Annotated in this window: 23 protein-coding genes; 15 read left to right on the forward strand and 8 right to left on the reverse strand. The window is 63.6% G+C overall.

Going from position 1 to position 25282, the window contains the following annotated elements:
- The first annotated feature begins 9 nt into the window (after positions 1-9).
- The 3 genes from minE (at position 10) to ACN9M1_RS16110 (ending at position 2597) form a co-directional block, all read left to right on the forward strand.
- Positions 10-264, forward strand: coding sequence for a cell division topological specificity factor MinE (gene minE / locus ACN9M1_RS16100; protein ID WP_039598220.1), 255 nt, complete (start codon positions 10-12; stop codon positions 262-264).
- A 5-nt stretch (positions 265-269) separates the two neighbouring features.
- Entirely contained in the window at positions 270-1667 is a 1398-nt protein-coding gene (locus ACN9M1_RS16105; protein WP_426395930.1) for a CoA transferase, read from the forward strand.
- Positions 1668-1739: 72 nt separating this feature from the next.
- A complete protein-coding gene (locus ACN9M1_RS16110) occupies positions 1740-2597 on the forward strand; it encodes a 23S rRNA (adenine(2030)-N(6))-methyltransferase RlmJ (RefSeq protein ID WP_426395932.1) in 858 nt (285 codons plus the stop codon).
- A 27-nt stretch (positions 2598-2624) separates the two neighbouring features.
- Here ACN9M1_RS16110 and ACN9M1_RS16115 read toward each other — a convergent pair whose 3' ends face one another.
- Positions 2625-3833 carry an AVRPPHE avirulence protein gene (locus ACN9M1_RS16115; protein WP_426395933.1) on the reverse strand — a complete coding sequence of 403 codons (1209 nt, stop codon included), beginning with the start codon at positions 3831-3833 and terminating at the stop codon, positions 2625-2627.
- Positions 3834-4050: 217 nt separating this feature from the next.
- Here ACN9M1_RS16115 and ppk2 point away from each other — a divergent pair, with 217 nt between their 5' ends.
- Positions 4051-4953 carry a polyphosphate kinase 2 gene (gene ppk2 / locus ACN9M1_RS16120; RefSeq protein ID WP_426395935.1) on the forward strand — a complete coding sequence of 301 codons (903 nt, stop codon included), beginning with the start codon at positions 4051-4053 and terminating at the stop codon, positions 4951-4953.
- A 227-nt stretch (positions 4954-5180) separates the two neighbouring features.
- Here the strand turns inward: ppk2 and ACN9M1_RS16125 are convergent, their stop codons facing one another.
- Complete coding sequence (locus ACN9M1_RS16125; protein ID WP_426398883.1) at positions 5181-5999, reverse strand: AvrPphF family type III effector; 819 nt, start codon at positions 5997-5999, stop codon at positions 5181-5183.
- 176 nt (positions 6000-6175) lie between these two features.
- A complete protein-coding gene (locus ACN9M1_RS16130) occupies positions 6176-6463 on the reverse strand; it encodes an acylphosphatase (RefSeq protein WP_426395936.1) in 288 nt (95 codons plus the stop codon).
- A 298-nt stretch (positions 6464-6761) separates the two neighbouring features.
- On the opposite strand from ACN9M1_RS16130, the gene ACN9M1_RS16135 reads away from it, so the two are divergent.
- Together ACN9M1_RS16135 and ACN9M1_RS16140 are read left to right on the forward strand one after the other, a co-directional pair.
- Positions 6762-8537, forward strand: a complete 1776-nt coding sequence (locus ACN9M1_RS16135) for an ABC transporter permease (RefSeq protein WP_426395938.1) — start codon at positions 6762-6764, stop codon at positions 8535-8537.
- Positions 8538-8690: 153 nt separating this feature from the next.
- Positions 8691-10034, forward strand: coding sequence for a nitrate/sulfonate/bicarbonate ABC transporter ATP-binding protein (locus tag ACN9M1_RS16140; RefSeq protein ID WP_426395939.1), 1344 nt, complete (start codon positions 8691-8693; stop codon positions 10032-10034).
- A gap of 18 nt (positions 10035-10052) precedes the next feature.
- On the opposite strand, the gene ACN9M1_RS16145 is transcribed toward ACN9M1_RS16140, so the two are convergent.
- Together ACN9M1_RS16145 and ACN9M1_RS16150 are read right to left on the reverse strand one after the other, a co-directional pair.
- Entirely contained in the window at positions 10053-11024 is a 972-nt protein-coding gene (locus tag ACN9M1_RS16145; RefSeq protein WP_426395941.1) for a hypothetical protein, read from the reverse strand.
- A gap of 153 nt (positions 11025-11177) precedes the next feature.
- Positions 11178-14465, reverse strand: a complete 3288-nt coding sequence (locus tag ACN9M1_RS16150; protein WP_426395942.1) for an autotransporter outer membrane beta-barrel domain-containing protein — start codon at positions 14463-14465, stop codon at positions 11178-11180.
- Positions 14466-14967: 502 nt separating this feature from the next.
- Between ACN9M1_RS16150 and ACN9M1_RS16155 the strand changes: the two genes are divergently transcribed.
- Positions 14968-15930 (forward strand): mannuronate-specific alginate lyase, encoded by a 963-nt coding sequence (locus tag ACN9M1_RS16155; RefSeq protein ID WP_426395944.1) that lies wholly within the window; start codon positions 14968-14970, stop codon positions 15928-15930.
- Positions 15931-16088: 158 nt separating this feature from the next.
- On the forward strand, positions 16089-17096 hold the full coding sequence (locus ACN9M1_RS16160; RefSeq protein ID WP_426398884.1) for a dienelactone hydrolase family protein: 1008 nt from the start codon (positions 16089-16091) through the stop codon (positions 17094-17096).
- Positions 17097-17112: 16 nt separating this feature from the next.
- Here ACN9M1_RS16160 and ACN9M1_RS16165 read toward each other — a convergent pair whose 3' ends face one another.
- Together ACN9M1_RS16165 and ACN9M1_RS16170 are read right to left on the reverse strand one after the other, a co-directional pair.
- Positions 17113-17418 (reverse strand): panthothenate synthetase, encoded by a 306-nt coding sequence (locus ACN9M1_RS16165; protein ID WP_426395946.1) that lies wholly within the window; start codon positions 17416-17418, stop codon positions 17113-17115.
- A gap of 159 nt (positions 17419-17577) precedes the next feature.
- Positions 17578-18534, reverse strand: a complete 957-nt coding sequence (locus tag ACN9M1_RS16170) for a LysR substrate-binding domain-containing protein (protein ID WP_426395948.1) — start codon at positions 18532-18534, stop codon at positions 17578-17580.
- A 45-nt stretch (positions 18535-18579) separates the two neighbouring features.
- On the opposite strand from ACN9M1_RS16170, the gene ACN9M1_RS16175 reads away from it, so the two are divergent.
- Entirely contained in the window at positions 18580-18978 is a 399-nt protein-coding gene (locus ACN9M1_RS16175) for a nuclear transport factor 2 family protein (protein WP_426395950.1), read from the forward strand.
- Between the two features lie 18 nt (positions 18979-18996).
- On the opposite strand, the gene ACN9M1_RS16180 is transcribed toward ACN9M1_RS16175, so the two are convergent.
- On the reverse strand, positions 18997-19815 hold the full coding sequence (locus ACN9M1_RS16180; protein ID WP_426395951.1) for a hypothetical protein: 819 nt from the start codon (positions 19813-19815) through the stop codon (positions 18997-18999).
- Positions 19816-20014: 199 nt separating this feature from the next.
- Here ACN9M1_RS16180 and ACN9M1_RS16185 point away from each other — a divergent pair, with 199 nt between their 5' ends.
- From ACN9M1_RS16185 to ACN9M1_RS16210, 6 genes are all read left to right on the forward strand, one after another.
- Complete coding sequence (locus ACN9M1_RS16185; RefSeq protein WP_426395952.1) at positions 20015-20479, forward strand: lysozyme inhibitor LprI family protein; 465 nt, start codon at positions 20015-20017, stop codon at positions 20477-20479.
- Between the two features lie 461 nt (positions 20480-20940).
- Complete coding sequence (locus tag ACN9M1_RS16190; protein ID WP_426395954.1) at positions 20941-21849, forward strand: alpha/beta fold hydrolase; 909 nt, start codon at positions 20941-20943, stop codon at positions 21847-21849.
- A 32-nt stretch (positions 21850-21881) separates the two neighbouring features.
- Positions 21882-22406 carry a GNAT family N-acetyltransferase gene (locus tag ACN9M1_RS16195; RefSeq protein WP_426395956.1) on the forward strand — a complete coding sequence of 175 codons (525 nt, stop codon included), beginning with the start codon at positions 21882-21884 and terminating at the stop codon, positions 22404-22406.
- Positions 22403-23140: a hypothetical protein gene (locus ACN9M1_RS16200; RefSeq protein WP_426395958.1), complete on the forward strand. Its 738-nt coding sequence runs from the start codon at positions 22403-22405 to the stop codon at positions 23138-23140. Before ACN9M1_RS16195 ends, ACN9M1_RS16200 begins: the two co-directional genes overlap by 4 nt.
- Positions 23141-23300: 160 nt before the next feature.
- Complete coding sequence (locus ACN9M1_RS16205; RefSeq protein WP_426395960.1) at positions 23301-23564, forward strand: hypothetical protein; 264 nt, start codon at positions 23301-23303, stop codon at positions 23562-23564.
- Positions 23565-23919: 355 nt separating this feature from the next.
- Complete coding sequence (locus ACN9M1_RS16210; RefSeq protein ID WP_426395962.1) at positions 23920-24702, forward strand: hypothetical protein; 783 nt, start codon at positions 23920-23922, stop codon at positions 24700-24702.
- Positions 24703-25282 lie beyond the last annotated feature (580 nt).

The following is a 25282-nucleotide window of genomic DNA, read 5'->3' on the forward strand; positions in this document are numbered from 1 at the left end:
CGCACACCCATGTCGATTCTGTCTTTCCTGCTGGGCGAGAAGAAGAAGACTGCCAGCGTCGCCAAGGAACGCCTGCAGATCATCCTCGCCCATGAACGCACCGCCACCGGTGCGCCTGCCGACTACCTGCCCGCGCTGCAGCGTGAGCTGGTCGCCGTGATCTCGAAGTACGTGAAGATCGGCAACGACGACATCAAGGTCAACCTCGAGCGCCAGGACAACCTGGAAGTGCTCGAAGTGAAGATCGAGATCCCGCAGGCCTGATCACCATGCCCACCCTGCCGCCCACAGATGCACTTGCGCATGTCTGGGCGGCACTTGGCCAGCCCGCCGATGCGCTTTCGCGCGTCACATTCACGGGGATGGAGCCTGCGCTGCCGTCGTCGTTTGCGGTGGGCACGCTCGCGCAGAGCACCATTGCCGCCGCCGCCCTGGCCGCCGCGCACGTCGATACGCTGCGCACGGGGCGCCAGCAGACGGTGTCGGTCGACATGCACCACGCCGCGCTGGAATTCCGCTCCGAGCGCTATTTCCGTGTTGATGGCCAACTGCCTCCCGAACCATGGGACAAGATCGCCGGGCTCTACCGCTGCGGCGATGGCCGCTGGGTGCGCCTGCATACCAACTTCCCGCATCACCGCGACGGTGTGCTCAAACTGCTCGGCTGCGCGTATGACCGCGAGTCCGTGGCCGCCGCGCTGAATCAGTGGAAGGCGGAAGCCTTTGAAGACGCTGCCGCGCAGGCCGGCATGGTGGTCACCGCCGCGCGCACGTTCGACGAGTGGGATCGCCACCCGCAAGGCATGGCCGTGGCCAGCCAGCCCTTGATGACGATCGAACGCATTGGCGATGCGCCCGCACTGCCCTTGCCCGCGCATGCCGATGGCCGACCGCTATCGGGTGTGCGCGTGCTGGATCTCACACGCGTGATCGCCGGACCGGTCTGCGGCCGTACGCTGGCTGCGCATGGCGCGGAAGTGTTGCTCGTTACCGCGCCGCATCTGCCAGCCATTCCGCCGCTGGTGATCGACACCGGGCGCGGCAAGCGCTCGGCGCAACTGGATCTGCGCGATGCTGCCGATGCCGAGCAGTTGCGTGCCCTGCTGCGCGACACCGACATCTTCGTACAGGGCTATCGGCCCGGCGGTCTGGCTGCGCTGCAGTTCAGCCCCGAGCAGGTTGCGGCGCTGCGCCCTGGCATCGTCTACGTAAGCCTGTGCGCATACGGCTATGAAGGGCCGTGGGCCAATCGGCGCGGCTTCGATTCGCTCGTGCAGACTGCCAGCGGTTTCAACTGGGCCGAAGCCGACGCGGCGGGCACAGATAAACCGCACCCGCTGCCCGCACAGGCGCTCGACCATGGTGCGGGTTACCTGATGGCCGCCGGCGCGATGTCGGCCCTCAGCCGCCGCATGGTCGAAGGCGGCAGCTGGCACGTGCGTGTGTCGCTCGCGCAGACGGCGCATTGGCTGCGCAGCCTTGGGCGTCTTGAACACGGTTTCGATGCGCCCGACCCACGTTACGAAGACATCGGCGCGACTCTGGAAACTACGCCTTCTGGCTTTGGCGCGCTGACCGCGCTGCGCCACGCGGGCCAGCTTTCCGAGACGCCGCCGCACTGGACGCTGCCCACCGTGCCACTGGGGACCCACCCCGCGCGGTGGTAGCCGCAGTGGTAGGATGCGCGCCTACCGTTTTCTCTGCCCGCGCGTGATGCTTCGGGCGCACATGGTCCGCCGATGCTCAGCTACCGCCACGCCTTCCACGCCGGCAACCACGCCGATGTCCTCAAACACGCCATCGTGGTGCAGTTGCTCGACTACCTGACGCAGAAGGACAAGCCGTTCTGGTACATCGACACGCACGCGGGCGCCGGCCTCTATGCGCTGGACCACGAGTGGTCGCAGAAGAAGTCGGAGTTCGAGACCGGCATCGGCCCCCTGTGGCGCGCAGCCGCAGCCGGTGAAACGCTGCCGCCATTACTCGATGCATACCTCGACCAAGTGCGCGAGCTGAACCCGAACGGCGAACTCAAGCACTACCCCGGATCGCCGTGGCTGGCGTGGCAGATGCTGCGCGACGCCGATCGCCTGCGCCTGTTCGAGCTGCACAGCAGCGAGATCAAGGTGCTGTCGAACAACTTCCGCGGTGCGGGTCGCAAGGTCATGCTGTATGACGGCGATGGCTTTGCCGGCATCAAGGCGATCCTGCCGCCGCCGCCGCGCCGCGCGCTGGTGCTGATCGACCCGTCGTTCGAAGACAAGCACGACTACGCGCGCACCGTGCAGGCGCTGCAAGACAGCCTGCAGCGTTTTGCCACCGGCATGTATGCGATTTGGTATCCGCTGGTGCAGCGGCGCGAAGCCGCGCAGTTTCCCGCACGCCTGAAGCAGTTGCGGCTCACGGACTGGCTGCACGTCACCCTCACCGTCAAGCACCCGGTGGAAGGCGGCCTGGGCCTGCACGGTAGCGGTATGTTCATCGTCAACCCGCCGTGGACGCTGAAGGCGCAACTGCAGGAAGCCATGCCCACGCTGGTGCGCTTGCTCGGCCAGGACGACGGCGCCAAGTTCATGCTGGAAGGCGAGTCGAGCTGAGGCCGTCGTCTTAGCTAAGCCGTGTCTCTAGAGATCGTCCGGCGCGTTCTGCGCGGGGTGCGACGCCAGCGGGTACTTCTCCAAATTCTCTACAACCTGGGTGATGCGTTTGGCCGCTTGCGTGACCTCACGCACGCCACTGGCGCCCAGGTTCCGCGCCGTTTGCGTGGCGTGAATCTGCTGGCGTAACGGCGCCATCAGGCGTTCACCGGCACGTATCCGTTCGGCCGCCTGCCGCGCTGGAGCGCCACGCCGCTTCGGTGCCAACTTGGTGGCGTCCGGCGGTTCGGACATCTGCTGTTGAACGTGCTGCGCAAAGCGGGTGGAGATGACCGGCGTGGCCGCGTAGACCCCAGTGTTTGCGCGCGAGAAATTACGCCCCCAATGTTCCATTGCCGCGTGCAGATTCGTTTGCATCTGTTCGTGCTGATCATGCTGCAACTCGGCCATCTGCGCGTGGGCCTCGGCGCCGGTCCTCCGGTTGTACTGGCGCTCGATCCCGACGTCGTATTCGCCACCGGCAAACGCACCGTCCACGGCGAAGATGGCCGGGCCCTTGCCCCAAGGGTCCATGACGATGTCGTGCTCCGGGTCACGCGCGTTGCTGCTGTGCCATTGCGCCCAGCGGTGGTCCGTCGTTGTGCTACCCACCGCGTAGGCGTATTCGCCGCGGCCCAGTTTGGCCGCGTGCAGGAAGGCGGCCACGTTGGCGTGCTCGCCGCAATTGCCGGCCTGCGCTGCCATGGCGCCCGCCGCGATGCGCAAGCCCTTAGGGTAGTCGGGTGGAAGCTGCCGCTTTACGAAGCGGCCTGCCTGCGCGCGGATCGCGCTCTGTCCGTTGCTGTCATTGATATCGACGACGACATTGCCGCGCCCATAGGCCAATGCCTGGCGGGTTTCCATGACGGTCTCGTTCGCACGCTTGAGCCGATCGAGTTGGGTGCCTTCCACCGGCCGGCCGACGATCTGGCGGCCCTGCACATAGCCGCCCAGTTGGCATTCGCCGTCGGACAGTGCCTTGCGCGTGTCGGGTGCCAAGGCGCTGATCTCGACCTGCCGCTCGCGAATACGTTGGCCCTGAAAAGTCGCCAGGCCTTGCAACGACACGGAAACACGGCGAGGTGCGCGTGCTTCCGCTGTGTCAGCAGCATGGTCCGTTGAAGTGGACGGGGTGGATTCTTCTGCGGGCCGCGTCGGGCGGAAGCAGCCGAGTATCGATCGCAGCGGGGATGGCATGGGCGGCTCCAATGATTGCCTGGCACGCAGGGGCGGAAGCAGCTTAGGGCGCCTTCCGTGGGCAATGAAGGCTGCCGCGCGAAGTTGTGATGCAAGCGGCGAAGTGACGCCATGTCACTCCCCTGCCACACGCTCGTGCTACCTAGTCGGGCATAGACTATGTTTGCGCCACCCGTGCGCAGCGCCCCATCATCAGGATCGGCAGGAGCAACACACCATGAGCGAACGCGACGCAGCGCGGCAGGCACGCCTGCACGAAGATCTCCTCGATACGCTGGATGAGGAGCTGGAGATGGAGATCGACGATCGCTTGCTCGATGGCGAGGCCGGCGTGACCCAGGAGGCGCGCGACACGCGGCGGATGTACTTCCGCGAGCTGTTTCGCCTGCAGGGCGAACTCGTCAAGCTGCAGGACTGGGTGATCGAAACGGGCCACCGGCTCGTCGTCATCTTTGAAGGGCGCGATGCTGCCGGCAAAGGGGGCGCCATCAAGCGCATCACGCAGCGGCTGAACCCGCGCGCATGCCGCGTGGCCGCTCTGCCCGCGCCCACCAGCCGCGAACGCACGCAGTGGTATTTCCAGCGCTACGTGGCACACCTGCCGGCCGCCGGCGAGATCGTGCTGTTCGATCGCAGCTGGTACAACCGCGCCGGTGTGGAACGCGTCATGGGTTTCTGCACCGACGAGGAGTACGAAGAATTCTTCCGCTCGGTACCCGAGTTCGAGAAGATGCTGGTGCGCTCGGGCATCCAGATCGTCAAGTACTGGTTCTCGGTGACGGACGAAGAGCAGGAAGTGCGATTCCAGAGCCGCATCGACGATCCGCTCAAGCAGTGGAAACTCAGCCCGATGGACCTGGAAAGCCGCCGCCGCTGGGAGGATTACACGCGCGCCAAGGAAGTCATGCTGGAGCGCTCGCACATTCCGGAGTCTCCGTGGTGGGTGGTGCTGGCCGATGACAAGAAGCGTGCGCGCTTGAATTGCATCCATCACCTGCTCAACCAGGTGCCGTACCACGCCGTACCGCACCCGACCGTCGTGCTGCCGGAGCGCGTGCACCATGCGGAGTACATCCGCAGCCCGGTGCCAGCCGAGATGATCGTGCCGAACCTGTATTGAGCGCGCCTGAGCGGGGCCGTCTGCGTGGCGGCCCCTCAACATGCTCGACGCCGGCAGCGACAGCACCCACGCCAGCAGCAGGCTGCGCACCGTATTCCACGCCAGCCCTGAGTGCTCGATTCTGGGAATCCGTCTTGCGCGCTTGGTGACGGTTTCGCGTCGAAAGTGAGTTCGTTGATTGCCAGAAATGACAACCATCGGCCGAAGCTCAAGGCCGGCACGGGTGCTCAATCTTCGTCTGAGGAGGGCGCGGCGAGCGACTCGGGGTCGACAATCCGAACCGGCACGGTCTGCCCCTTGGGCAGCGTGACGATCAGCGGGATCGATCTTGCGTCTTCGGACAGCGTGCCGTCGAAGAACGCTTGCCCGCCGTGGGCAGTGTGCAGGTCTCCCAACCGCATTTCAACCAGCACGGGGTCTTTCATCCCGACCCCATATTGCAGCGCGCCGTGCGGAGCTACGGGCCCCCACATCACGTTGAGGGTCGGATGCGGCAGATCCTTGGCCCCGGCTTTGACGGGCTGATAGGGTTGGATGATGTGCGGCGTGTCGTACAGGTAGCTCTCTTGCTCGGCGTCAGGCCGGTATCGAGGGTTCGCCTCAACCGCTTGGTGGTGCAGGATGCGCGCGATGGAATTCGGATTGCCGGAGATGCGGCCGCCTTTCACGCGGCTCGCCTCGGTCAGGCGGTAGAAGCGGGATTCCGGTGTCAGGCCAAGCGCCCGTACGGGGTCATAGGCATTGAGCAGGGCTTCTTTTACCGGCGTATCAATCGCGTCAATCGACGTGTGACGGCGGCCCCCGACCCTTACGGTCTGCCCTGCTGAAGCGGTAGGCCTCGCGGGCAGTGCAGCGCGACGACGCGTAGATACCGGGCTTGCCGCAGATGCGTTTTGCCGTGGCGCCAACGGCTGCAACCCGTCCGTTCTTCCGCGTGGCCGGCTGGTACTTGCAGCGTGCTGCGGCGTAGGCGGCGCGTCGGACTGAGAAGCCGAATAGTTAGCGGAATGGTTTGGTGCAGCAGCTTTGGAAACGAAGCAGCCCATGTCGATCGTCGATTGGTTGAACGACTGGGGATGGTAGAAACGCGGCGCGCGGCGTGCAGGCGCCCAGATGACGATACATCGCGCCAAACGAAGTGTTGCGAAAAATTCGTCAGAAAGTGGCCCTCAGCGGGTAGCAACGCATTGCCTGCGCAGGGGGGGCTGACTGCCGCGGAGGTCTATACGGTCGCCCGGATCTCAAAGCTCGGCGGCACGGCCTCTTGCTCGCCCGGCGCGACCACGAGGTGTGCGACCTGCGCGGTGTCCGGCCCCTCCCACATCCATTCACGCATGCGCAGCACGTTGACTTCCGGCCCGGCCAGATAGGCTTCGACCGCGCCATCGCGCCGGTTGCGCACCCAGCCGCGCAGGCCGAGCAGGCGGGCACGGTCGACACAGGCCGCGCGGTAGCCCACGCCCTGCACCCGGCCCTGTACGGTCACGATCACTTGCGCAATGGTGGACATGGTGGCCTCCAACTCGAATGGCAGCCGATGTGTTGGGCAAAACGTGACAACCCGGCTTTGTCGTATCTCTGTCACATTTCTGGAATGTGACGTTGTCAGACTTGTCACAGTGCGGCGGCATTGGATGTTACGCAAGGTAAACTAGGCGGCTTGCCGCCGGGTGCCAAGCAGCGTTTGCAAAAAGCGCGGCTGCCCAGCCAACGACGCCACGTACCGCGCCACGCCAGACCCGCGCGACTTGTTATTCGCGATTTCCGTCCCGCGCCTTTGGGCTCGGTCTTCCGTCCCGGTATCCAGAATGCAGCAGAACGACAACGAAACCACCTTCCGGGGCCGCTTTGGTACCAACCTGAGCGTCAACTTCAGCAACCTGCTGACCGCGCCGCCCAACCGGTTCGACCTGGCGCTGCTGCCGATCATCCTGGCCGCCATCGTGCTGGTGGCCTATGCCGCCAAGCAGATGAACGTGCCGTACACGCCGGGCGAAACGCAGCTCGACGTGAGCCTGGACGTGGCGCAACTGCCCTACTACCTGCTGCGTACCAGCATCCGCATGCTGCTGGCGCTGGGCGCATCGCTGGCCTTCTCGTTTGCGTTTGCGGCCATTGCATCGAAGAACCGCACGGCCGAGAAGGTGATGGTGCCGGCGCTGGACATCCTGCAATCGATTCCGGTGCTGGGCTTCCTGTCGATTACCGTCACGGGCTTCATCGCGCTGTTCCCGGGCAACCTGGTGGGCGTGGAATGCGCGGCCATCTTCGCCATCTTCACGTCGCAGGCGTGGAACATGGCGTTCTCGCTCTACCAATCGTTTCGCACCATCCCGACCGACCTGGAAGAGGCGGCTACGGTGTTCCGCCTGTCGAAGTGGCAGCGCTTCTGGCGCCTGGAAGTGCCCTTCGCCATGCCGGGCCTGCTGTGGAACATGATGATGTCGATGTCGGGCGGCTGGTTCTTCGTGGTGGCCTCGGAAGCCATCTCGGTGTCGGGCCACGACATCAAGCTGCCGGGCATCGGCTCCTACATCTCGCTGGCGATCCAGCAGCAGAACCTGCCGGCCATCGGCTGGGCGATCCTCGCCATGCTGATCGGCATCCTGCTGTATGACCAGCTGCTGTTCCGCCCGCTGATTGCCTGGGCAGACCGCTTCCGCTTCGATGCGATGTCGTCCGAGCGCGAGCCGCAATCGTGGCTGCTCGACCTGCTGCGCCGCTCCGAGTGGGTCAAGGCGTTGCTCGAGCGCGGCGCCGCGCTGGCCGAGCGCACGCTGGCCTGGGGGGCCGAGCGCACGCGCCCCACGGCTGCCGGCGGCAGCGGGTTCCTCCCGCGCTTCCCGTGGTCGCACCGCGTGGCCGACGTCCTCATCATCTTGGCCGCGCTGGCGGCGATGGCACACGTGCTGCAGTTCGTGCGCTCCGAGGTGGGCTGGGCTGAAGTGGGCCACGTGTTGTGGCTCGGTTTCCTGACCATGACGCGCGTGATCCTGCTGATTGCCCTGGCTGCACTGGTGTGGGTGCCGATTGGCATTCGCATCGGCCTGAACCCGAATGTGGCGCGCATCGCCCAGCCGGTGGCGCAGTTCCTGGCCGCGTTCCCGGCCAACCTGATGTTCCCGTTGGCAGTGATGCTCATCGCGCGCTTTGCGCTCAACCCCGAGATCTGGTTGAGCCCGCTGATGATTTTCGGCACGCAGTGGTACATCCTGTTCAACGTGATTGCTGGCGCGACGGGCATCCCGACCGAGCTGAAGCTGGCCGCGCGCAACTTCGGCCTGCGCGGCTGGTTGATGTGGAAGCGCTTCCTGATCCCGGCCGTGTTCCCCAACCTGCTGACGGGTCTGGTGACGGCCGCCGGCGGTTCGTGGAACGCCAGCATCGTCTCGGAATATGTGACGTGGGGCGACCGCACGCTGGTGGCCACGGGCCTGGGCAGCTACATCGCCGAGATGACATCGAAGGGTGATTTCCCGCGCATCGCGCTGGGCATTGTGGTGATGAGCCTGTTCGTGGTCGGCTTCAACCGGCTGCTGTGGAACCGGCTGTATGACATAGCCCAAGAGCGCACCCGCCTGTAAGAACGTGCTCATGATCCTACTGCGCGCCCCGATCTTGACCCTGCGATGCTCGCCGTACTCATGTACGGCTGCGCTTCTCGGGCCAACCTCGGAGCGCTCGCTACGGATCTTGAGCACGTTCTAAGACGACCTTATTTAGCAGAGAGCATCAACATGGCTACCACTGGCGAATCTGTCATCGAGTTGCGCGGCGTCTCGAAAATCTTCCGCACCGCAGACCATACCGACCGCGCCGTGCTCGAAGGCGTGGACCTCAACCTGCGCCAGGGCGAGATCGTCGCCATGCTGGGCAAATCGGGGTCGGGCAAATCGACCTTGCTGCGCATCATGGCCGGCCTCGTGCGCGCTGACCGCGGCCAGGTGCTGTTTCGCGGCCGCGAGTACACCGGCCCGGTGCAGGGCATTGCGATGGTGTTCCAGTCGTTCGCGCTGTTCCCGTGGCTGACGGTGCAGCAGAACGTCGAGCTGGGTTTGGAAGCGCAAGGCGTGCCCAAGGCCGAGCGCGAAGAACGCGCCGAGCAGGCCATCGACCTGATCGGCCTGTCGGGCTTCAACAGCGCCCTGCCGCGCGAACTGTCGGGCGGCATGCGCCAGCGCGTGGGCATTGCGCGCGCGCTCGTCACCGAGCCCGACCTGCTGCTGATGGACGAAGCGTTTTCCGCGCTCGACGTGCTGACCGGCGAGAACCTGCGCGACGAAATGCTCGACCTGTGGGAAGACCGCCGCACCAACATCAAGAGCATCCTCATCGTCTCGCACAACATTGAAGAGGCGGTGATGATGGCCGACCGCATCGTCATCCTCTCCAGCGACCCGGGGCGTATCCGCGCCGAGGTGCGCGTGCCCTTCCCGCGGCCGCGCAATCGGGATTCGGCTGCCGTGCGCAACCTCATCGACGAGGTGTACGGGCTGATGACCTCGCCGGAGCGCGTGGGCGTGCACGTGGGCGTGGAGCCTGCCGCCGAGCAGCTTGCCTACCGCCTGCCCGACGCCGAGATCGGCCAGATGGAGGCCATTCTCGACCTGCTGGTCGAAGCGCCGTTCAATGGCCGTGCCGACTTGCCGCACCTGGCCGAAGAAGCCGGCGTGACCGACGACGACCTGCTGCCCGCCTGTGAAGCGCTGGCCCTGCTGCAACTGGCCACCATCGAGCGCGGCGACATCATCGTCACCCCATTCGGCAAGACCTACATGGAAACCGAGCCCCCCGAGCGCAAGGTGCTGTTCGGTCAGAAGCTGCTGGAGCGCGTGGCCCTGGCCTCGCATATCCGCGCAGAACTCGAAGCCAATGAGGACGGCGAGATCCGTGAAGAACACGTGCTGCGCGAGCTCGAGGCGTATCTGAAGCCCGAAGAAGCCGAACGCGTGCTCAAGATCGGCATTGAGTGGGGCCGCTACGGCGAGGTGTATGAGTACGTGTACAACACAGGCATGCTGACGCTGCCCCGTGAGGAGCGCGAGGAGCGTGAGGCAGAAGGCGGCGACACCGCAGCCTGAGGATGCCGCCGCCCCGCCCTAGCGCTTGAGCCACGGCGAATCCACCGACCAGAAGATCACGTCCACGCCAAGGTAATCCCTGGCGAAGGCCACGAACGCATCGCGGGTGAACGGCTTGCCGGTCTTGCTGTTGACGTAGCGCAGCGTGGGCTCCTGCACCGCCATTGCCACCAGCGGCAGCTTGCCCTTGTACCGGTGGAAGAACGGGTAGGCGTTCTTCATCTGCGCCTGCTTCCACGGCACGATGTCGGGGCCGCCCAGGCCGATGCCGCCTTGCGCAGCCGCGGCAAACACGCGAGACATGTACCGGTGGTCGTTGTCCCACTCGCAAGGCCAGAAGTTGACGTACTGCACCACCGCCGAGCGCTGAAACTGCTGCCGCGCAAAACGCATGTTGGCCAGCGTGGCATTGAAGTATCCATCGCAGCTGAAGCCTGTCTTGTCGTGTTTGCGATCGATGTCGATGGCGGTTTCGGGCAGGTTGATGCCCATGATGCGTCCGTCGAACTGCTTGGCGAGCGCCGTCAATAGCGCCTGGAACCGCTCGCGCAGCGCTGGGTTCCATTGCTGCGCTACCCACCCGCTGCCACCCGGATTCACCTCTGAGTCGTCGGACTGGCGCACCAGGCCACCCGCGTAGGCAGGGTCGCTCAGCAAGTACGCGGGGATATGGCGTGCCGTCGGCAGGAAGAAGCGGTCCTGCACCTGCACGAACAGCGTCTTGTGCCGCTGCGCCAGATACGCAAGATCGCGTTCGATGGCGGAGAAGTCGTACTGGCCCTGCGCAGGCTCCAACTGCTTCCAGCTGTAGACGATCTGTACGCCTTCGATATCGGGCCGTTCAAGCAAGGGCGCGATCTGCGTGAGTTCATCTGAGCCGGTGTAGAGGAAGTGGCGGGGTGCTCGCCCACTGGCGGCCGCACTGGCGCAGACGAGCGACAGGATCAGCATGGCGAGATGACGTTTTCCGCAGGCAACGAGGTGGCGCATGGTGTTCTCTCCGCAACGGTATAGAGAAGCGAGCCTCAGGCACATCGGCAAGTTCCAGCGAATCGACAGCCTGCGACAATCTGCCTGCGGAATACACAAAGAGCCGCATCAAGCGGCTCTTTTTCGTTCAAACGTTGGACCAGCGACGCCCCATCACCACCCCCAGCGCACCCCAGCCTTGCCGTTCACGCCATGCAAGCGACGATCCGCGCTGACCTGGTACCCCACGCTTGCATAGAACACACCGTTCTTGGCCACCTGCGCGGTCAGCCCGCCCGTGAGTTCCAGCGTCGTACGCGGCAGCTCTGCGGTGAACGGCACGAAGCCACCGTCCGGTGACGACATCTGCGTGCCCGTCTGGCCGCGGAACTCATGCCACACGTTCGCCCGCACCCACGCGGTGTGCTGACGGTCCGGCGACTCGCCCCAGCGCTTGCTCACGCGCACACCCAGGCGGCCCAGCGTCGAGTTCACCGAGTTGAAACGCACTTCGGCGGCGCCATCGTTTGCATCGGCAAACGCGGAACGCTGATACACGAGCTGCGCTTGCGGTTCGACACGCCATTGGTCGGACAGCGCGACCGGGTAGCCGGCTTCCAGCGATGCTGCATAGCCGAGTGCATGCGTCTTCAGGCCGTTCACACCATGCGGCGAGGCATCGGCGTCGTAGCGGGTGCCCTGCACCACGCCATCCAGATACCAACCCGACGGGCCGAAGTGCGTCCAGTACAGGCCGACGGTGTTGGCGTTGACGCTGTCGCGGCCGGCGTCTGCGCCATCGGCGTGCGTGACGTCTGCGGCGATGCGGCCGGTGGCGAAGTAGCCGCCGGCGTGGTCATGGCTGCCATCGTCACGCTGGCGTTGGTACACATCCGCGCCAACCTGCACGCCACCAAAGTCGTAGCTGAACGCCGGGCCCTGGCTGCCGTAGACACCGTTGCCATCCGACATGCGGCTGCCCTTCTGCGCGATCACGCGAGCCCAGCCGGTGCGCAGCACGGGCGATGCACCTGCGGGTGCTGCAGCCTGGTTGCTCTCTTCGCCCACGCGCTCGTGCAGCGTGTCGAGTAGTGCTCGACCGTACAGCAGCGTCAGTTGCGGAATGGCGGTGTAGAGCGACACTTCCGGGCGCAGCGCTGGCTGCGTGGTGCCTGCGTTGTTCGCGTCGGGCGTGCCGCCGTTGGTGCCCTGGGTCGACGTCTGCAAGGTCCGCAGATACCAGCTGTCGGCGCTGGCCGAGCCGCCGCGTTGCAGCGTGTACTCATACGGGCCGGCAACGACGCGGTTGGCGAGTGCGAAGGCGTTGGCCTGCGTGGTCGCGCCATTGACGGCGCTCACGACTTCAATGCCATCGCCGGTGGTACGCGCGCCGGCACCGCCCGCGTTGGTCACACGCACCGACGTATTGCCGCTGGCCGTACCGCCCGAGATGACGAGCTTGTCCGTCGGCGAGTTGTCGGCGCCCAGCTTGGTGTTGATGGCCAGCACGCCGCCATTGCCGACGTAGTTGCCGTTGACCACCAGCTTGTTGCCCACGCCTGCACCGCCAATCTGCACCGTGCCTGCATTGGTGAGGGAACCGTTGATCGTCAGGCTGCCGCTGCCCGTGTTGGCGAATGCGGCCAGCGCATCGGCCACTGCCACCGTACCGTTGTTGGTGACGGCGCCGTTCACGGTGCCGTAGCCACCGAGTGTGGCGTTGGCCGCAATCTGGACATTGGTGCCGCTACCGGCTGCCATCGTGCGCAGGCTCTGCGGCGTGCTGGAGCCCGACACGCCGAGCGTTGCGCCGGCATGCGCCGCGTCGCCGATGGCCAGTGCCCCGCTAGCGATCAGGGTATTGCCCTGGATTGCGTTGTTGGCGGTCAGCACGGTCGTGCCCGTGCCCGCCTGCGTGATGCCGCCCGTACCGGACACCGTGCCGCCAAAGGTGAACACGTCCGATCGGTTGAACACCAGCGTGCCGTTGTCGGCGACGTTGCCGGCGACGCTGCCCGACGTACCGCCGTTGCCCAACTGCAGCGTGCCGGCAGAGATGGTGGTGCCACCCTGGTACGTGTTGTCAGCCATTAGCACCAGCGTGCCGCTGCCCGCCTTGGTAAGCCCGCCTGCGCCCGTTACGCCCTGGTTGACGGTGGACGTAAAGCCTTGCGTATCGATGGTGCCGTTGGCCGCTGTGATGTTGATGGCGCGCGTGGCCGCCACATCCACATTGCCCGTCAGTTGCAGCGTGCCACCGTTGAAGGTGAGCGCACCCGACGTGCCGCCCAAGGCGCTGTCTGCGCCGATGGCCAGCGTGCCCTGCGTGATGGTCGTGCCGCCGGTGTACGTATTGCCGGCGCCCAGCGTGAGCGTGCCGGTGCCGGTTTTTTCCAGCGCACCTGCACCGACGATCTGGCCGGCATAGCTGCCATTCACATCCTGCTGGAAGCGCACCAGGCCGTTGTCTGTCACGGCCTTCGTCATGCTCAGCGCGTCGCCTTGCAGCGTGCCGGCGGCATCTACGAGCATCGTGCCGGTGTACGTGCCGTTGTTGCCCTGCAGGATCAACGTGCCCTGCTGCACCTCGGCGTTGGTCACGCCCATGCTCGCCAGGGTTTTGGAGAGTGTCCACGTGCCGCTGTCCTGCTTCTGCAGGGTCTGGAAGTTCGTGATGGTGCCCAGCGTCGCGCCGCCAGTGCCGTTCAGCGTGATGACGTTGGCACCGCCTCCGCCGTTGATGCTGCCCGTCACGGAAGACCCCGTGAAGAGATGCAGAGAATCATTGCCACCGGCAAAGATCAGGTTGCCGATCACCTGGCCGCGGTTGGTGAAATCCACCGACCCATTGCCCGAGGCGCCCAGCACGTTGCCGTTGGCCACGTCGGTCTGGATGATGCCCGTGGCGTTGTTGACGACCGTGTTGCCGCCCGAAACGTTCTGGAACCAGATCGCCGCGCCATGCGCCGATTTGATCAGGCCGTTGTTGATGATGGTGTTGCCCGTGCCTTCCGGGTTGACCGCCTCGCCGCTGAGCTGCGTGCCGTTGGCCAGCACCTGGGCGCCTTGCTCTACCGTGAGCGTGCTGTTGTTGCGGAAGTCGATCGCGTTGCCGCCCGTACCGTAAAAGCCGGGGGTCGACACCGCGTTGGCGCTGACCGTACCGCCCGTCTGCACCGTAATGTTGGCGTTGTCGCGCACGGCAATGGCGCTGGTGTCGCCCACGGCCAGTGTGCTGCCGTTCTGCACCGTCACCACGCGGTTGTCTTCCGCCGCCACGTTGCCGGTGCCGACGGTGGATGTGGCTGGGTTGGGTGCCGCCGTATCGCAGATCGTGGTCTGCCCGGTGGTGGTGCAATCTGCATGCGCAAGCGCCCCGAACAAAGCCAGAGGCGAAGCAACCAGAGCAATGGAGACAAACTGAAGCCGCCCACGGCGGCGCTGGAACAATAGCGTAGACATACGTATTCGTTCGCGCGCACCGCGATAGAAACCGCTACGTCCATCCTCCCGGATGGACGTAGCGCGAATGGCGCGAACTCCCCCTTTTTCTTTTCAATGGTGTGAGTTCAACTTCCCCGGTGAGCGAATGGCTCGCAACGGCTTGATCGAATTGCGCCAATGGGTTGGCAAAGAACAAGCCGGATTGACCCGTCAATGCGAGCATCCGCCCAGCCCGCGCCGCTGGATGCCGAGGCATGCAAATCGGTGCGAACGGCGTGATTCTAGGAAAGGGATCGACATCTGATTTAAAAAGAATGTAAATCTCACCGAGATTTGAGAATGCGTGTATTCCTTACATCGGGTTTTGTTTTGATTTCTTAAAAAAGGAAATAGCGAGCCGCGATCTCGCCCGCATTTGTAACGCCGTCAACGCCGCTTAAACCCACCGCGTTTTGCATGAGCGCACGCCACCATCGCGCCCTAGCCAGCAGCCTTCTGTTGCCCCCGCCCGGAGGTCCACATGCGTCGTGCTTGCCGTCGAACACTGTCTGCCGTGCTGCTTGCCGTCGGCGCTGGCTTGGGTGGCCTCCATGCGGCCCAGGCCTGCGACATCCCCGCGCCGGTGTCCACCATTGACCCGCCGGGCTTTTATGACGATGCGGCCGGCTACGCGCGTGACGTCAAACCAATGCGCAACTTCATCGCGCACCTCAACGCGGCGGCGGACAAGGGCGATTGGACCTGCGCGCTCAATCAGCTTCAGGCATGGGCCGAGGCCGATGCATTGATGGGCAAGATTTCCGGTTACCAGGGTCACTATGAGCGGTCATGGGCCGGCACGGACTTCGCCATGGTGCTCTTGCGCATGCCGGCCGACATTCGCCAGCGGCACCAGGCGCAGATTGACGCCATCGCACCCTGGCTCGAGCGCATCGCCATCGCCACGCGCAATGCTGAAGCGATCAACCATCTCCACAACAACCTGGTGTACTGGGCCGGCCTCAACCTGATCGCCATCGGTACGGCCATCAACAACGGCGACCTGATCAACTCGGGCTTGTTGCGCGTGCGTGAAGGCATCCGTGACATCGGCCCGGACGGTGCGCTTGAGCGCGAAGTGAAGCGCGGCAACCGCGCACTGCACTACCACACGTTCGCGCTCATTCCGCTGGTGTTTGCCGCAGAACTCGTCAGGCGCCGCAATATCGACCTGTATCAGGAGAATGGTCACGCCATTGGTCGACTGGCCAATCTGGTGATCGACGCCGTCAACGACCCTGAGAGCTTCAAAAAGATCACGCCCATCAAGCAAGACCTGTTTCCGTGGACGTTTCAGGACGAGCTCTGCTGGATGGAGCCCTACTACGCTCACACGCGCGATGCGCGCCTGCCCGCCTTGATCGCACCGCGCCGGCCGTTTTCCGAGTGGCGACTTGGCGGTAACGTGACGCAGGCTTGGGGCGCGACTTTGCCGGAGCACTGATGGGCGGTGCGCTGTGTGAGAATCGCTACCCATCCAGGATTCCAGCGATGGCCCATTCGAAGCCGATGAAAGAACAATCGAGAAGCCGTTTCCTTTCCCGAGACAGGAAAGATTTTTGGCGCATGCCGGCATGGCTTTGGATGCCGATGGTGGCTTGGATGGTTGGCATGCTGGTTCTGGCGGTGGCGCTGCCCGCGCTTGGGCGGGACGGGCAAGCAATCGTCAGTGATCTCTCGTCAACACCGACCGGCCGCGTCCACTTCAACAGCGTCACTCCCAAGAGCAAATGGGAACTGGTGCACCGCAAGTACGACAAGACGCCCACGCCCATCTGGGGAACGCTGTATCTGCCCGAGAACGTGCAGGGCCGCGTGCCGGCCATGGTCATTTCGCACGGCTCGGCGGGGCCGCAGCCCAAAGATGTCGAACGCTGGGTGCGCGTGTTCAACCAGAGGGGCGTTGCCGCCTTCGTGGTGGATTCGTTTGGCCCACGCGGTATTACCAACACGATGGATAACCAGGCGCAGCTCAGCCCCGCCGCCAACGATGCGGATGCCCTGTTCGCGCTGAAGCTGTTGAGCACCGACCCGCGCATCGACCCGAAGCGCATTGGGCAGATCGGCTTCTCGCGCGGTGGCGGCGTGGCGCTGGACATGACGCTCGATGCGTTCCGCAAAGGCGTCATCGATGACGACACGCGGTTTGCCGCACTCATCGGCTTCTATCCGAGCTGCGCGCAACTCTGGTGGGAGGTGCCGCCGCCCCCGCTGACGGGCGCCCCGCTGATGCTCGCACTGGGCGAGAAAGACGACTACACGCCGGCGCAGTTGTGCCTCAACGCGGCGGAGACCATGCGCCGCGATGGCCAGCCCGTCGAGACGCACGTCTACCCCGGCGCGTACCACGACTTCGACAACACGCGCGCCTACTTCAAGTACGCCCCCGGTGCGACCACGGTGCGTGACTGCCCGCAGACCATGCTCGACGTGCAACACGATGCGTACTACCACCTGCAAACCGGCGAGAAGTACGCCAGCCTTCAGGCCATGCAGGCCGAATACACGCGCTGCGTGACCCGGGGCGTATCCACCGGCGCCAATCTGGGGCAGGCCCAACGCGCGGAAGCGGATGTGAAAGCGTTTTTGACGAAGGCGTTGGGGTTGTAGGCTGCGTTGGCCTGCGCTACTTCCACTTCCCCCCAATCTCCCCCAACCCCGCCTTCTGCAGATCTTCCGGGCTCATCACGATGCGGAATTCGCAGTCCGCGTTGAACAGCAGGAACCACGGCTCGGCCAGCGCGGGAATGTGCGAGGCTGATTCCACGTTGACGATCAGCACCGCGCCGCGGTGGCCGTTCTGCTCGGTGAAGTAGACAGCTTCGGGCTTGGTCTCGGCCATCACGCGCGGGATCAGCTCGGCGATGGAGCCGTCGCGCACATAGGTGTTGAAGGGTTCGTGCGGAATCCGTACGTTGACGAGCATGCGCATGGCGTTCTCCTGAGGTGGGCCGGACGGATGCACCGCCGGACACCGTAGGTATAGGACGCGCGATGCGTTTGCGAAATCGGCTTCCGGCTAGGCGAGATGGCGGATGCGCGGGGATGAGGGGCCCGCCTTTTCCGGCATGTCGCCCGCTACAGATGGGCCTCAGCCGAACGCCAGCGGCTCCGCTTGCGCCAGCTTGACCAGCACGTCGGCCAGCGCGCGAATCTTGGGTTGACCTGCACGCTGCGGCGGATAGACGAGAAAGTAGCCCAGGCCACTAAGCGCCCAATGCCGGAACGGGGCAACGAGCGAGCCGTCCTGCAACCGGCTCATGGCCATACGCGGATCACCAACGGCGACCCCGTGCCCCTGCGCTGCAGCGGTGAGCGTGAGTTCGAGCGTATCGAACACGAGTCCCGCGGTGGCATTGAGCTGTGCGGATCCCACGCTGTTCAGCCAGCATCGCCATTCATGATGGCCAGCTCCCGGATGCAGCAACGTGGCCTGTGCAAGGTCAGCCACCGACTGGAGCGATGCAGCGATGGTGGGCGCGCACATCGGCGTCAGCGTTTCTGCAAAGAGCGGCACAGATTCCAGCCCAGGCCACTGCCCCACCCCGCGCACCACCATGGCGTCGATGTCGGGCGCGCCAAACTCCGGCGTGTCGTCGGCTGAGGTCGAAATGCGCAATTCCGTGCCGTTCAGCGCGTCATGAATCTCCGGCAGGTGGGGGAGCAGCCACCGCACGGCAAAGGTGGACGGCAACCGGAGCGTGAGGACCGACTTCGTTCCCGCCAGCGCGTCTGCCTGCTGCACCAACCGCGTGAGCGCATCCACCACCACGGGAAGCAGCGCCTGCCCTTCCGCCGTGAGCGTCAACCCCGATGCATGGCGCACAAACAGCGCGCACCGATAGTGCGCCTCCAACTGCTGGATCTGACGACTGACCGCGCCCTGCGTGCGGCACAGGTGGTCCGCCGCTTTGCTGACGCTGCCCAGCTGCGCCGCCGTCACAAACGCCTGGTACGCCGTGAGCGAGGGCAGCGGGCGCGTCAACTCCGCCAGCGTATATGCATCGGCCGCATACCCTGCTTGCGAAGAATTCGATGGTGTGGTCATGGCTGCATCGCTATCGTGCCGGTATCCCACGCATGGAGAACTCTCATGGACGCATCGGCGCAAGCACTATACACGCGGCAAATCCAGGCTTATCTGCAGGCCCTCGAACGCGGCGACGTGGTCGAAATCTGCGCACTGTTCACCCCCGACGCACAGATCTTCTCGCCATTCCTAGGGTGGATGACGCCAGCCCCGTTCTTCGCAAAAGTGAGCGAAGCATCGGGCACCAGCAAGATCACACCCATCGACATTTGCACCAGCGCGTTGGGCGCCCCGCGTGCCACCGGTTACTTCATCTACGACTGGGGATTCAAAGACGGCTCGTCCGCCCGTTTTGAATGCGTTGACGTGTTCGAGTTTGACGCGGCGGGCCGCATTGAACGGATGGTGATCGTCTATGACACGTATCCAATCCGCAGCGCGGTGGGCGACAAGTACGCATAGCGACGCACGCTGCGCCGCTCACTCCAGCGGCGCCAACGCCTTGGGCACTACGTACTGTTTGCCGTCATACATCAGCCGGTGTGTTGAGCGCCGTTTGGTCTCCTGTGTACCGCACTCACCGTTCTTAGCTAGCGTGCCGGTTGTGGAAATTATTGATTCCGATACTGTGATGTCGACGTAGCTATTGCGTGCAGTCGATGTTGTCGCAAGCGTGCGGTGAGTTTGTTTGGACGTGCCCGCACAGTCACTATCCCATTCGCCCTGATATTGATCGACGACGATGCCGTTCAAAACCGGCTTCAACTGATTGCCATCGAACGTGTAAAGCCACAAGCCGGTCTCGCCGAACGGGATGGCACGCGAGTTGTGTTCCTTCGTGATGCGAAGGCCGAATGCGGTCTGGCCTGGCGCCACCTGATAGCGCGCGGTATCGAACGAGACGGACGTGATGCGCACCGCATCGTCCGACATGCGGCCCGGTAGGCGCAGCCGTTGGCGGATGGTGGTGGCGTTGCTGCTGTCGAGCACGAACAGTTCCAGGTCGCCTTCGTTGGTCCCCTCGTCTTCCTTCTGTATCAGCGGCACGGCCATGAGCGTGAGTTCCGGATGCGCGGGCCACGTGCGGCACACGACCGCGTGCGGGCTGGCCGCCTCTGACAACTGGATGCGCGCGCCATTGATCTTGTAATCGTCGCCCGTTCGCTTTGCCGATGGGTACGCCCGCTTGATCGCGCTTTCCACTTGCGTGGTACATGCATCTTCGGCGGCGTGGGTGGTTTGGGCGGCCAGCAGCAAGCCGGCAATGCACAGCAGTTTGGTGAGGTGGTTGTGCTTCATGGTGTTGGATGAGGTTTCAGGGCGGGGTAGTTGGGTATCGGCTTGTCGTGCACTTTGGTGCGGCATTGTGCTCGGTAACCAAGCCGCGCGGTGCGCTTTATCCACACATGATCACTGTCGTACCCGAGCGCCGGTGCGGCACGGGAAGACTTTTCCTACCATGGCAAGCACCCCCGCTGCGACCACCCTGAGGTAAGCCATGGCCCTGCCAATGCCCAACCACCCCTCCCGCCAACCACGCGCTGCCGCCGCCCAGGATGTGCGCCAAATCGTACGCGCGCTAGCACTCTCACTCGCGGCCGGGCTGCTGCCCTCGGCGGCCTGGGCTGCCGACCCCATCGACATCGCGCTTGAGCAATGCTTGAAGACACCGCGCGGCGAGACGACGGCCGGCATGACCGAGTGCACACACACCGCTTACCAGGCCTACGACCGGCAGATGAACACGCTCTATCAGGCCGTACTGAGCAAGTCCGACCCGGCATCCCGCGAGGCCATCCACAACGCCCAACGTGCCTGGCTGGCCTATCGAAACGCCCAGAAGGCCGCCGACAACGCACCCTGGCGCGCCGATCGTGGCTCCATGGCGAGCCCCGACATTGAAGGGCTGAACGTCGAAGCCATCCGCGCGCGCATTGCCGAGCTGGAGTATTACCCGCACTAGTTGGACCGGGCTCCCAATCGCCCCCGATGTGGATAACCCCACCCGCCCTGTGAATAACTCCTGTGGAAAACGCCCTGGCTCTGCAGGGAGGCTTGTCTACAGCGCTCGAACAGGAGCGCCGCAATCCCTCCGCCTCATCCGCTTAACCGCGCACCCTGCCCGAGAGGTTGTTCGTTCTGCAATCCCTTGATGCAAAAGCGTTTTTTGCACCTATCCACAGGGCTTATCCACAGCTGTCTGTACGTAAGGAAGCCGACCGATCAACCCGCGATGGGGCGAGCCGCCGGGCGGGCCGGATGTATCTCGACTGCCGGCACCCCTCGCCTTCATCCTTGCACCCCGCGTGGCGCGTACTACGCTTGACGAGTCCGTGCAGCGCCCTGTCATACGGCCCGACCAAAGTCAGCGGGCCGCGTCCCATCGGCCCCGGCCGACCCCTCCGCCCCCACCGAGAACACGCCATGCGAAACCTCATTGCCGCCGTTGCGCTCCTGCTGGCCATGACGCCATTTGCGCAAGCCCAGGTGAAACCGTATCCGCCGGGTTTCCGCCATCAGAACATCCAGACCGACGGCGCGACTCTGTATGTGCGCGTGGGCGGCAGCGGGCCTGCCGTGGTGTTGCTGCACGGCTTTGGCGACACGGGCGACATGTGGGCGCCGTTGGCCGCTGAGCTGGCACGCACCCACACCGTGGTGGTGCCGGATCTGCGCGGCATGGGTTTGTCATCGCACCCGGAAGGCGGCTATGACAAGCGCACCCAGACTGCCGACATCCGCGCTGTACTAACGAAGCTGAACATCGACCAGGCCGACGTGGTCGGCCACGACATCGGCACCATGGTCGCGTTCGCGTATGCCGCGCGCTACCCGGACAAGACGACACGCCAGGTCGTGATGGACGCCCCCGTGCCGGGCGTGCCGCCGTGGGAACAGATCGTCCGCTCGCCCAAGCTGTGGCACTTCTCGTTCGGCGGCCCCGATGCCGAGCGGCTCGTCAAAGGCCGCGAGCGCATCTACCTCGACCGGTTCTGGAATGAGTTTGCCGGCAACCCTGCCAAGATCGACGAGGCCACGCGCGTCCACTACGCCCGCCTCTACGCCAAGCCGGGCGCCATGCACTCGGCGTTTGCGCAGTTCCTGTCGATTCCGCAAGACGCGGAGGACAACCAGAAATCCATCGCGACCAAGCTGCCCATGCCGGTGCTGGCCATCGGCGGCGCCAAGTCCTTCGGCGAGAACGAAGCCATCGTCATGCGAAATGCGGCCAGCAACGTGCAGGAACTGGTGATTCCCGATGCGGGGCATTGGTTGATGGAGGAGCAGACGCAGGCTACGGTGGGCGCTGTTGTTAAATTTCTTGCGCAGTAGCGCTGGGTATCAGTCCATCCCTCCACGCCGACATGACAAAACCAGCCACCATCCGCAGAGCAGTGAAAGGTGACGCCGCAACGCTCTGCGCCGCCGAACAAGCCACCGCACGCATTCCGGGGCGACTGATATCACGGCCCGACGAGCTGCAAGTCGATGCCTTCGAACGAAAGATCGAGCTGCTCGAGCAAGACGGGGTCTATCTCATTGCAGAAAGCGGCGGCGTGCCGGTAGGGCACGCGCTTCTGGAGCCGATGACACTCATGGCGCTCGCTCATGTCGTCAGCCTCACGATCGTCGTGCATCCCGGGCACCTGGGGCGCGGCATCGGCACGACGCTCATGACCGCACTCATGGACTGGGCGGAAAGCCAGCCGCATGTCGAAAAGGTGGAGCTTCGCGTCCGGGCCACCAACACTCGCGCGATTGCCTTGTACCAACGCTTTGGATTCGTAGAAGAAGGCCGGTTTGAGCGCCGCATACGGTTGCCGGACGGGTCGTATATCGCCGATGTCTCCATGGCGCGGTTTGTTCGGCAGGCGGAGACCTTGCTTTGACCCACCACATCGTCTCTATGTCGACCGACTCCAGGAAGGCTGAGTGCCCCTATGGGCTCGTCATTGTCGAGGGCATCATGGGCTCGGGTAAGTCGACAACGATGCGGCTGATCGCACAGCGCTTGCACGACGCAGGGCAGCAGGCGCTCGCAATCCACGAGCGAACAGAGCCGCATCCGGTCCGGGCGACGGATGAACTTGAACACTGGTTCGAACCGTGGCGCGATGCGACGCCAGAGCATCTTGCAGGGCGTGCCTTGGCGAAATGGAGCACCTTTGTGCAGGACGTGCAGGCCAAGCGCTGCATTCCGGTGATGGACGGCCAACTGTTTCATGGCGACCTCACACACCTGCTGTTGATGGAGGCAGAGAGCGAGCTGATCGCCAGCTATGTGCAGGCATTGGCGAAGGTCATTACGCCGCTCAACCCCTTTGTTCTGTATCTCTGGCAGGAAGATGTTGATCGTGCCATTCGCACCGTTTGCGCAGAGCGTGGCCAGGAATGGGTCGAATATCAGGTGAACTGGAAGCTCGCCGCGCCCTACTGTGTGAGCAGAAACTTGCGTGGATTGGACGGGCTCATTGCCCTGTATCGCGACTACCGTGCACTGACCGACCAGCTTTTTTGGCAACTGCCTGGTGCCAAACTCGCTATCGAAAATTCAGCGCAAGCTTGGCCAACGTACGAGCGAAATATTCTCGATGCGTTGGGACTTCGAGCGTGGTGCTCATAGGTTCTCCCTCTGCTTTCCAAGCAGGGCACGCCAACGTTCCAAGCACAGCCGCTTTGATTTGTCTTTCAACGCACGTCAACAAGAGGACCTTCCAATGCAGCCAGTCGTCAGAGTCTCGATTCTCCGGTGCCCGCCGGACAAGTTTGCCGAGATGCGGCAGATGATGAACGACCTCGAACCGGTGCTTCGGCCCGGCATCGAGGCGATGCGCGGATTGATCGCCTTCTATGTGGGCGAAGACGAGTCCACCTCGTCGCTATCGAACGTGAGCCTGTGGACCGACCTGGACGCGGCCAAGCAACTGAACACGTTCCAGCCGATGCTGGATTCGGGCAAGCCGTTTATCGACAAGGGCGGCACGTTTGAGCGGCCGATCATGAATTACCTGCCGATGTGGGAGTTGAAACCCGTGTCGAAGGCGTAAGGCTTTGTTGGGTTTTTCCCAGAGCACGTTGACCTGTTGATATGGCAGCCCTGGCCATCTACGAAAATGGCTGGCTACGGGGGAGCGCTACGTATGCGCTCCATTTTGAAATCGACACGTACACGTCAGGAGAAGCGGAACATGGGGTCTTGGATTCGATGCAAGTGCGACCAGCTTGTTCATAAGAACCTATTCTGCGGAACGGGCATATCTTTGCTCGCGACAGAAGAATTCCTCGATGAAGCTCATGAAAGCAAGAGTGTCGATGATTTCATCTCTGATCTTGTTCGTCAGTCCGACCTACTTCTTACATGCGGAAACTGTGGGCGCAAGATCGTGGTGAGGGAAACCAGGGATGTATTCGAGGTCCGCTTTTTTAAACCAGAACAAGAAGAGTGAGCGCATGACATTCCGAGCGCTGATAAGCGTGATGCTAGGCCTGAAACCGCGGGAGCCTTCAGCGGCACCGGTCCAAAAAATCGCCGTCGCTCCCCAGCTGAGCCAGCAGTTCGAACTTCCGGTGCAATGGATATTGCAGCAGGAAGATGAGCGCATCGCGATTTTCCGCAACGAGGCGGGGGACACGCTCACGGTCAATTACTTCATGGCCGTGCCTGACATTCAAGCGCCTATTGATGACGCTGACGCGCTGCGGGTGTTCTATCGCCGTATGGCTGAGGTACACGGTCTCGCCTTGATCGAGGCAGACGTGGCACAACTGGCCTCATTGAGCGCAGTGCGTACCCTGCTCAAGGCGCGGATAGAGCAAATACGCGGTTTTGCCTTTATCGGTTCCTATACCCTGCCCTTTGCGGATCGCTCATACGTCATCAAGGTGGAGAGTATGGAGCGAGGTACTACAGGCATACGGGAAGCCGCCGCCATGATTCTGATGGGGCCGCCGAACATTGATAAAGCAACAGGCGAATTGATCGGTTGGGCGCAGGACCCGTACGACCCAGTCTACCGTGCTGAATTCATGCGCAACCAGGCGGATGATCAGAGGTTCGATGCCCAGTTTCCTGACCATCCTTTGAGCAGGGTTCGGCGCTACCTAGCCGAGCTTGAATCTAGCGTGCGACCTGATCAGGCTATTTATGAGCTGCAACCGTTCCAGTACTCGGCGCAAGGGCGTTAAGTGGCGGCGCAAAGACGAGTGCACTGTGGCGGCGTCATGCGTAAAACAAGTACCGCCTGCAGACGCAGATTTAAGACTAACAAATGGATTCCACACAGTTTGAGCAAATTTGGTCCGCGGTCTATGGGCGACCCGCGTGGTTGGTGAAGAAGGGGCATGGGAGCTTTCTTACCTTCGAGTTTGGGGAGCCTTCGCTTCGGATCAGAGAGCCACGGCCCCCTCTGGGCAATGTCTCTGAACGCGTCCGTGAGCGGCTGAGCCAGAGGCTGGTGATGGTGACCGGAGAGTGGCGCTTGTGGATCTACTGCTGCCATTGGTCGATTGCTCAAAGTGGCAGAGATCTCGCCCACAGCGAATCACCAGACGACCAGATTGCGTTTTCAACGCAAAGCCTCGATGGCCAGAAGTTGCTGTCTGTCGTGCCGGGCACGGCGCCTGGATCCTGGGTGTTCTCGTTCGACCTGGGCGGAGCGCTTAAAACGTGGCCGTACGGTGACGATTCGTCAGATGAGCAGTGGCACCTATTCGAAAGGGCCTCCAGTCGTGTTTTTTCTGCAAGAGCGGATGGCCGCCTCGTTTA

The sequence above is a fragment of the Ralstonia sp. R-29 genome (assembly GCF_049913345.1).
Lineage (GTDB): Bacteria > Pseudomonadota > Gammaproteobacteria > Burkholderiales > Burkholderiaceae > Ralstonia.

Excerpts from the sequence above, each read along its gene's own strand:
- minE (WP_039598220.1), top strand. The coding sequence starts at position 10 with ATGTCGATTCTGTCTTTCCTGCTGGGCGAGAAGAAGAAGACTGCCAGC.
- ACN9M1_RS16105 (WP_426395930.1), top strand. The coding sequence starts at position 270 with ATGCCCACCCTGCCGCCCACAGATGCACTTGCGCATGTCTGGGCGGCA.
- ACN9M1_RS16110 (WP_426395932.1), top strand. The coding sequence starts at position 1,740 with ATGCTCAGCTACCGCCACGCCTTCCACGCCGGCAACCACGCCGATGTC.
- ACN9M1_RS16115 (WP_426395933.1), bottom strand. The coding sequence starts at position 3,833 with ATGCCATCCCCGCTGCGATCGATACTCGGCTGCTTCCGCCCGACGCGG.
- ppk2 (WP_426395935.1), top strand. The coding sequence starts at position 4,051 with ATGAGCGAACGCGACGCAGCGCGGCAGGCACGCCTGCACGAAGATCTC.
- ACN9M1_RS16125 (WP_426398883.1), bottom strand. The coding sequence starts at position 5,999 with ATGGGCTGCTTCGTTTCCAAAGCTGCTGCACCAAACCATTCCGCTAAC.
- ACN9M1_RS16130 (WP_426395936.1), bottom strand. The coding sequence starts at position 6,463 with ATGTCCACCATTGCGCAAGTGATCGTGACCGTACAGGGCCGGGTGCAG.
- ACN9M1_RS16135 (WP_426395938.1), top strand. The coding sequence starts at position 6,762 with ATGCAGCAGAACGACAACGAAACCACCTTCCGGGGCCGCTTTGGTACC.
- ACN9M1_RS16140 (WP_426395939.1), top strand. The coding sequence starts at position 8,691 with ATGGCTACCACTGGCGAATCTGTCATCGAGTTGCGCGGCGTCTCGAAA.
- ACN9M1_RS16145 (WP_426395941.1), bottom strand. The coding sequence starts at position 11,024 with ATGCGCCACCTCGTTGCCTGCGGAAAACGTCATCTCGCCATGCTGATC.
- ACN9M1_RS16150 (WP_426395942.1), bottom strand. The coding sequence starts at position 14,465 with ATGTCTACGCTATTGTTCCAGCGCCGCCGTGGGCGGCTTCAGTTTGTC.
- ACN9M1_RS16155 (WP_426395944.1), top strand. The coding sequence starts at position 14,968 with ATGCGTCGTGCTTGCCGTCGAACACTGTCTGCCGTGCTGCTTGCCGTC.
- ACN9M1_RS16160 (WP_426398884.1), top strand. The coding sequence starts at position 16,089 with ATGGTTGGCATGCTGGTTCTGGCGGTGGCGCTGCCCGCGCTTGGGCGG.
- ACN9M1_RS16165 (WP_426395946.1), bottom strand. The coding sequence starts at position 17,418 with ATGCGCATGCTCGTCAACGTACGGATTCCGCACGAACCCTTCAACACC.
- ACN9M1_RS16170 (WP_426395948.1), bottom strand. The coding sequence starts at position 18,534 with ATGACCACACCATCGAATTCTTCGCAAGCAGGGTATGCGGCCGATGCA.
- ACN9M1_RS16175 (WP_426395950.1), top strand. The coding sequence starts at position 18,580 with ATGGACGCATCGGCGCAAGCACTATACACGCGGCAAATCCAGGCTTAT.
- ACN9M1_RS16180 (WP_426395951.1), bottom strand. The coding sequence starts at position 19,815 with ATGAAGCACAACCACCTCACCAAACTGCTGTGCATTGCCGGCTTGCTG.
- ACN9M1_RS16185 (WP_426395952.1), top strand. The coding sequence starts at position 20,015 with ATGGCCCTGCCAATGCCCAACCACCCCTCCCGCCAACCACGCGCTGCC.
- ACN9M1_RS16190 (WP_426395954.1), top strand. The coding sequence starts at position 20,941 with ATGCGAAACCTCATTGCCGCCGTTGCGCTCCTGCTGGCCATGACGCCA.
- ACN9M1_RS16195 (WP_426395956.1), top strand. The coding sequence starts at position 21,882 with ATGACAAAACCAGCCACCATCCGCAGAGCAGTGAAAGGTGACGCCGCA.
- ACN9M1_RS16205 (WP_426395960.1), top strand. The coding sequence starts at position 23,301 with ATGATGAACGACCTCGAACCGGTGCTTCGGCCCGGCATCGAGGCGATG.
- ACN9M1_RS16210 (WP_426395962.1), top strand. The coding sequence starts at position 23,920 with ATGTATTCGAGGTCCGCTTTTTTAAACCAGAACAAGAAGAGTGAGCGC.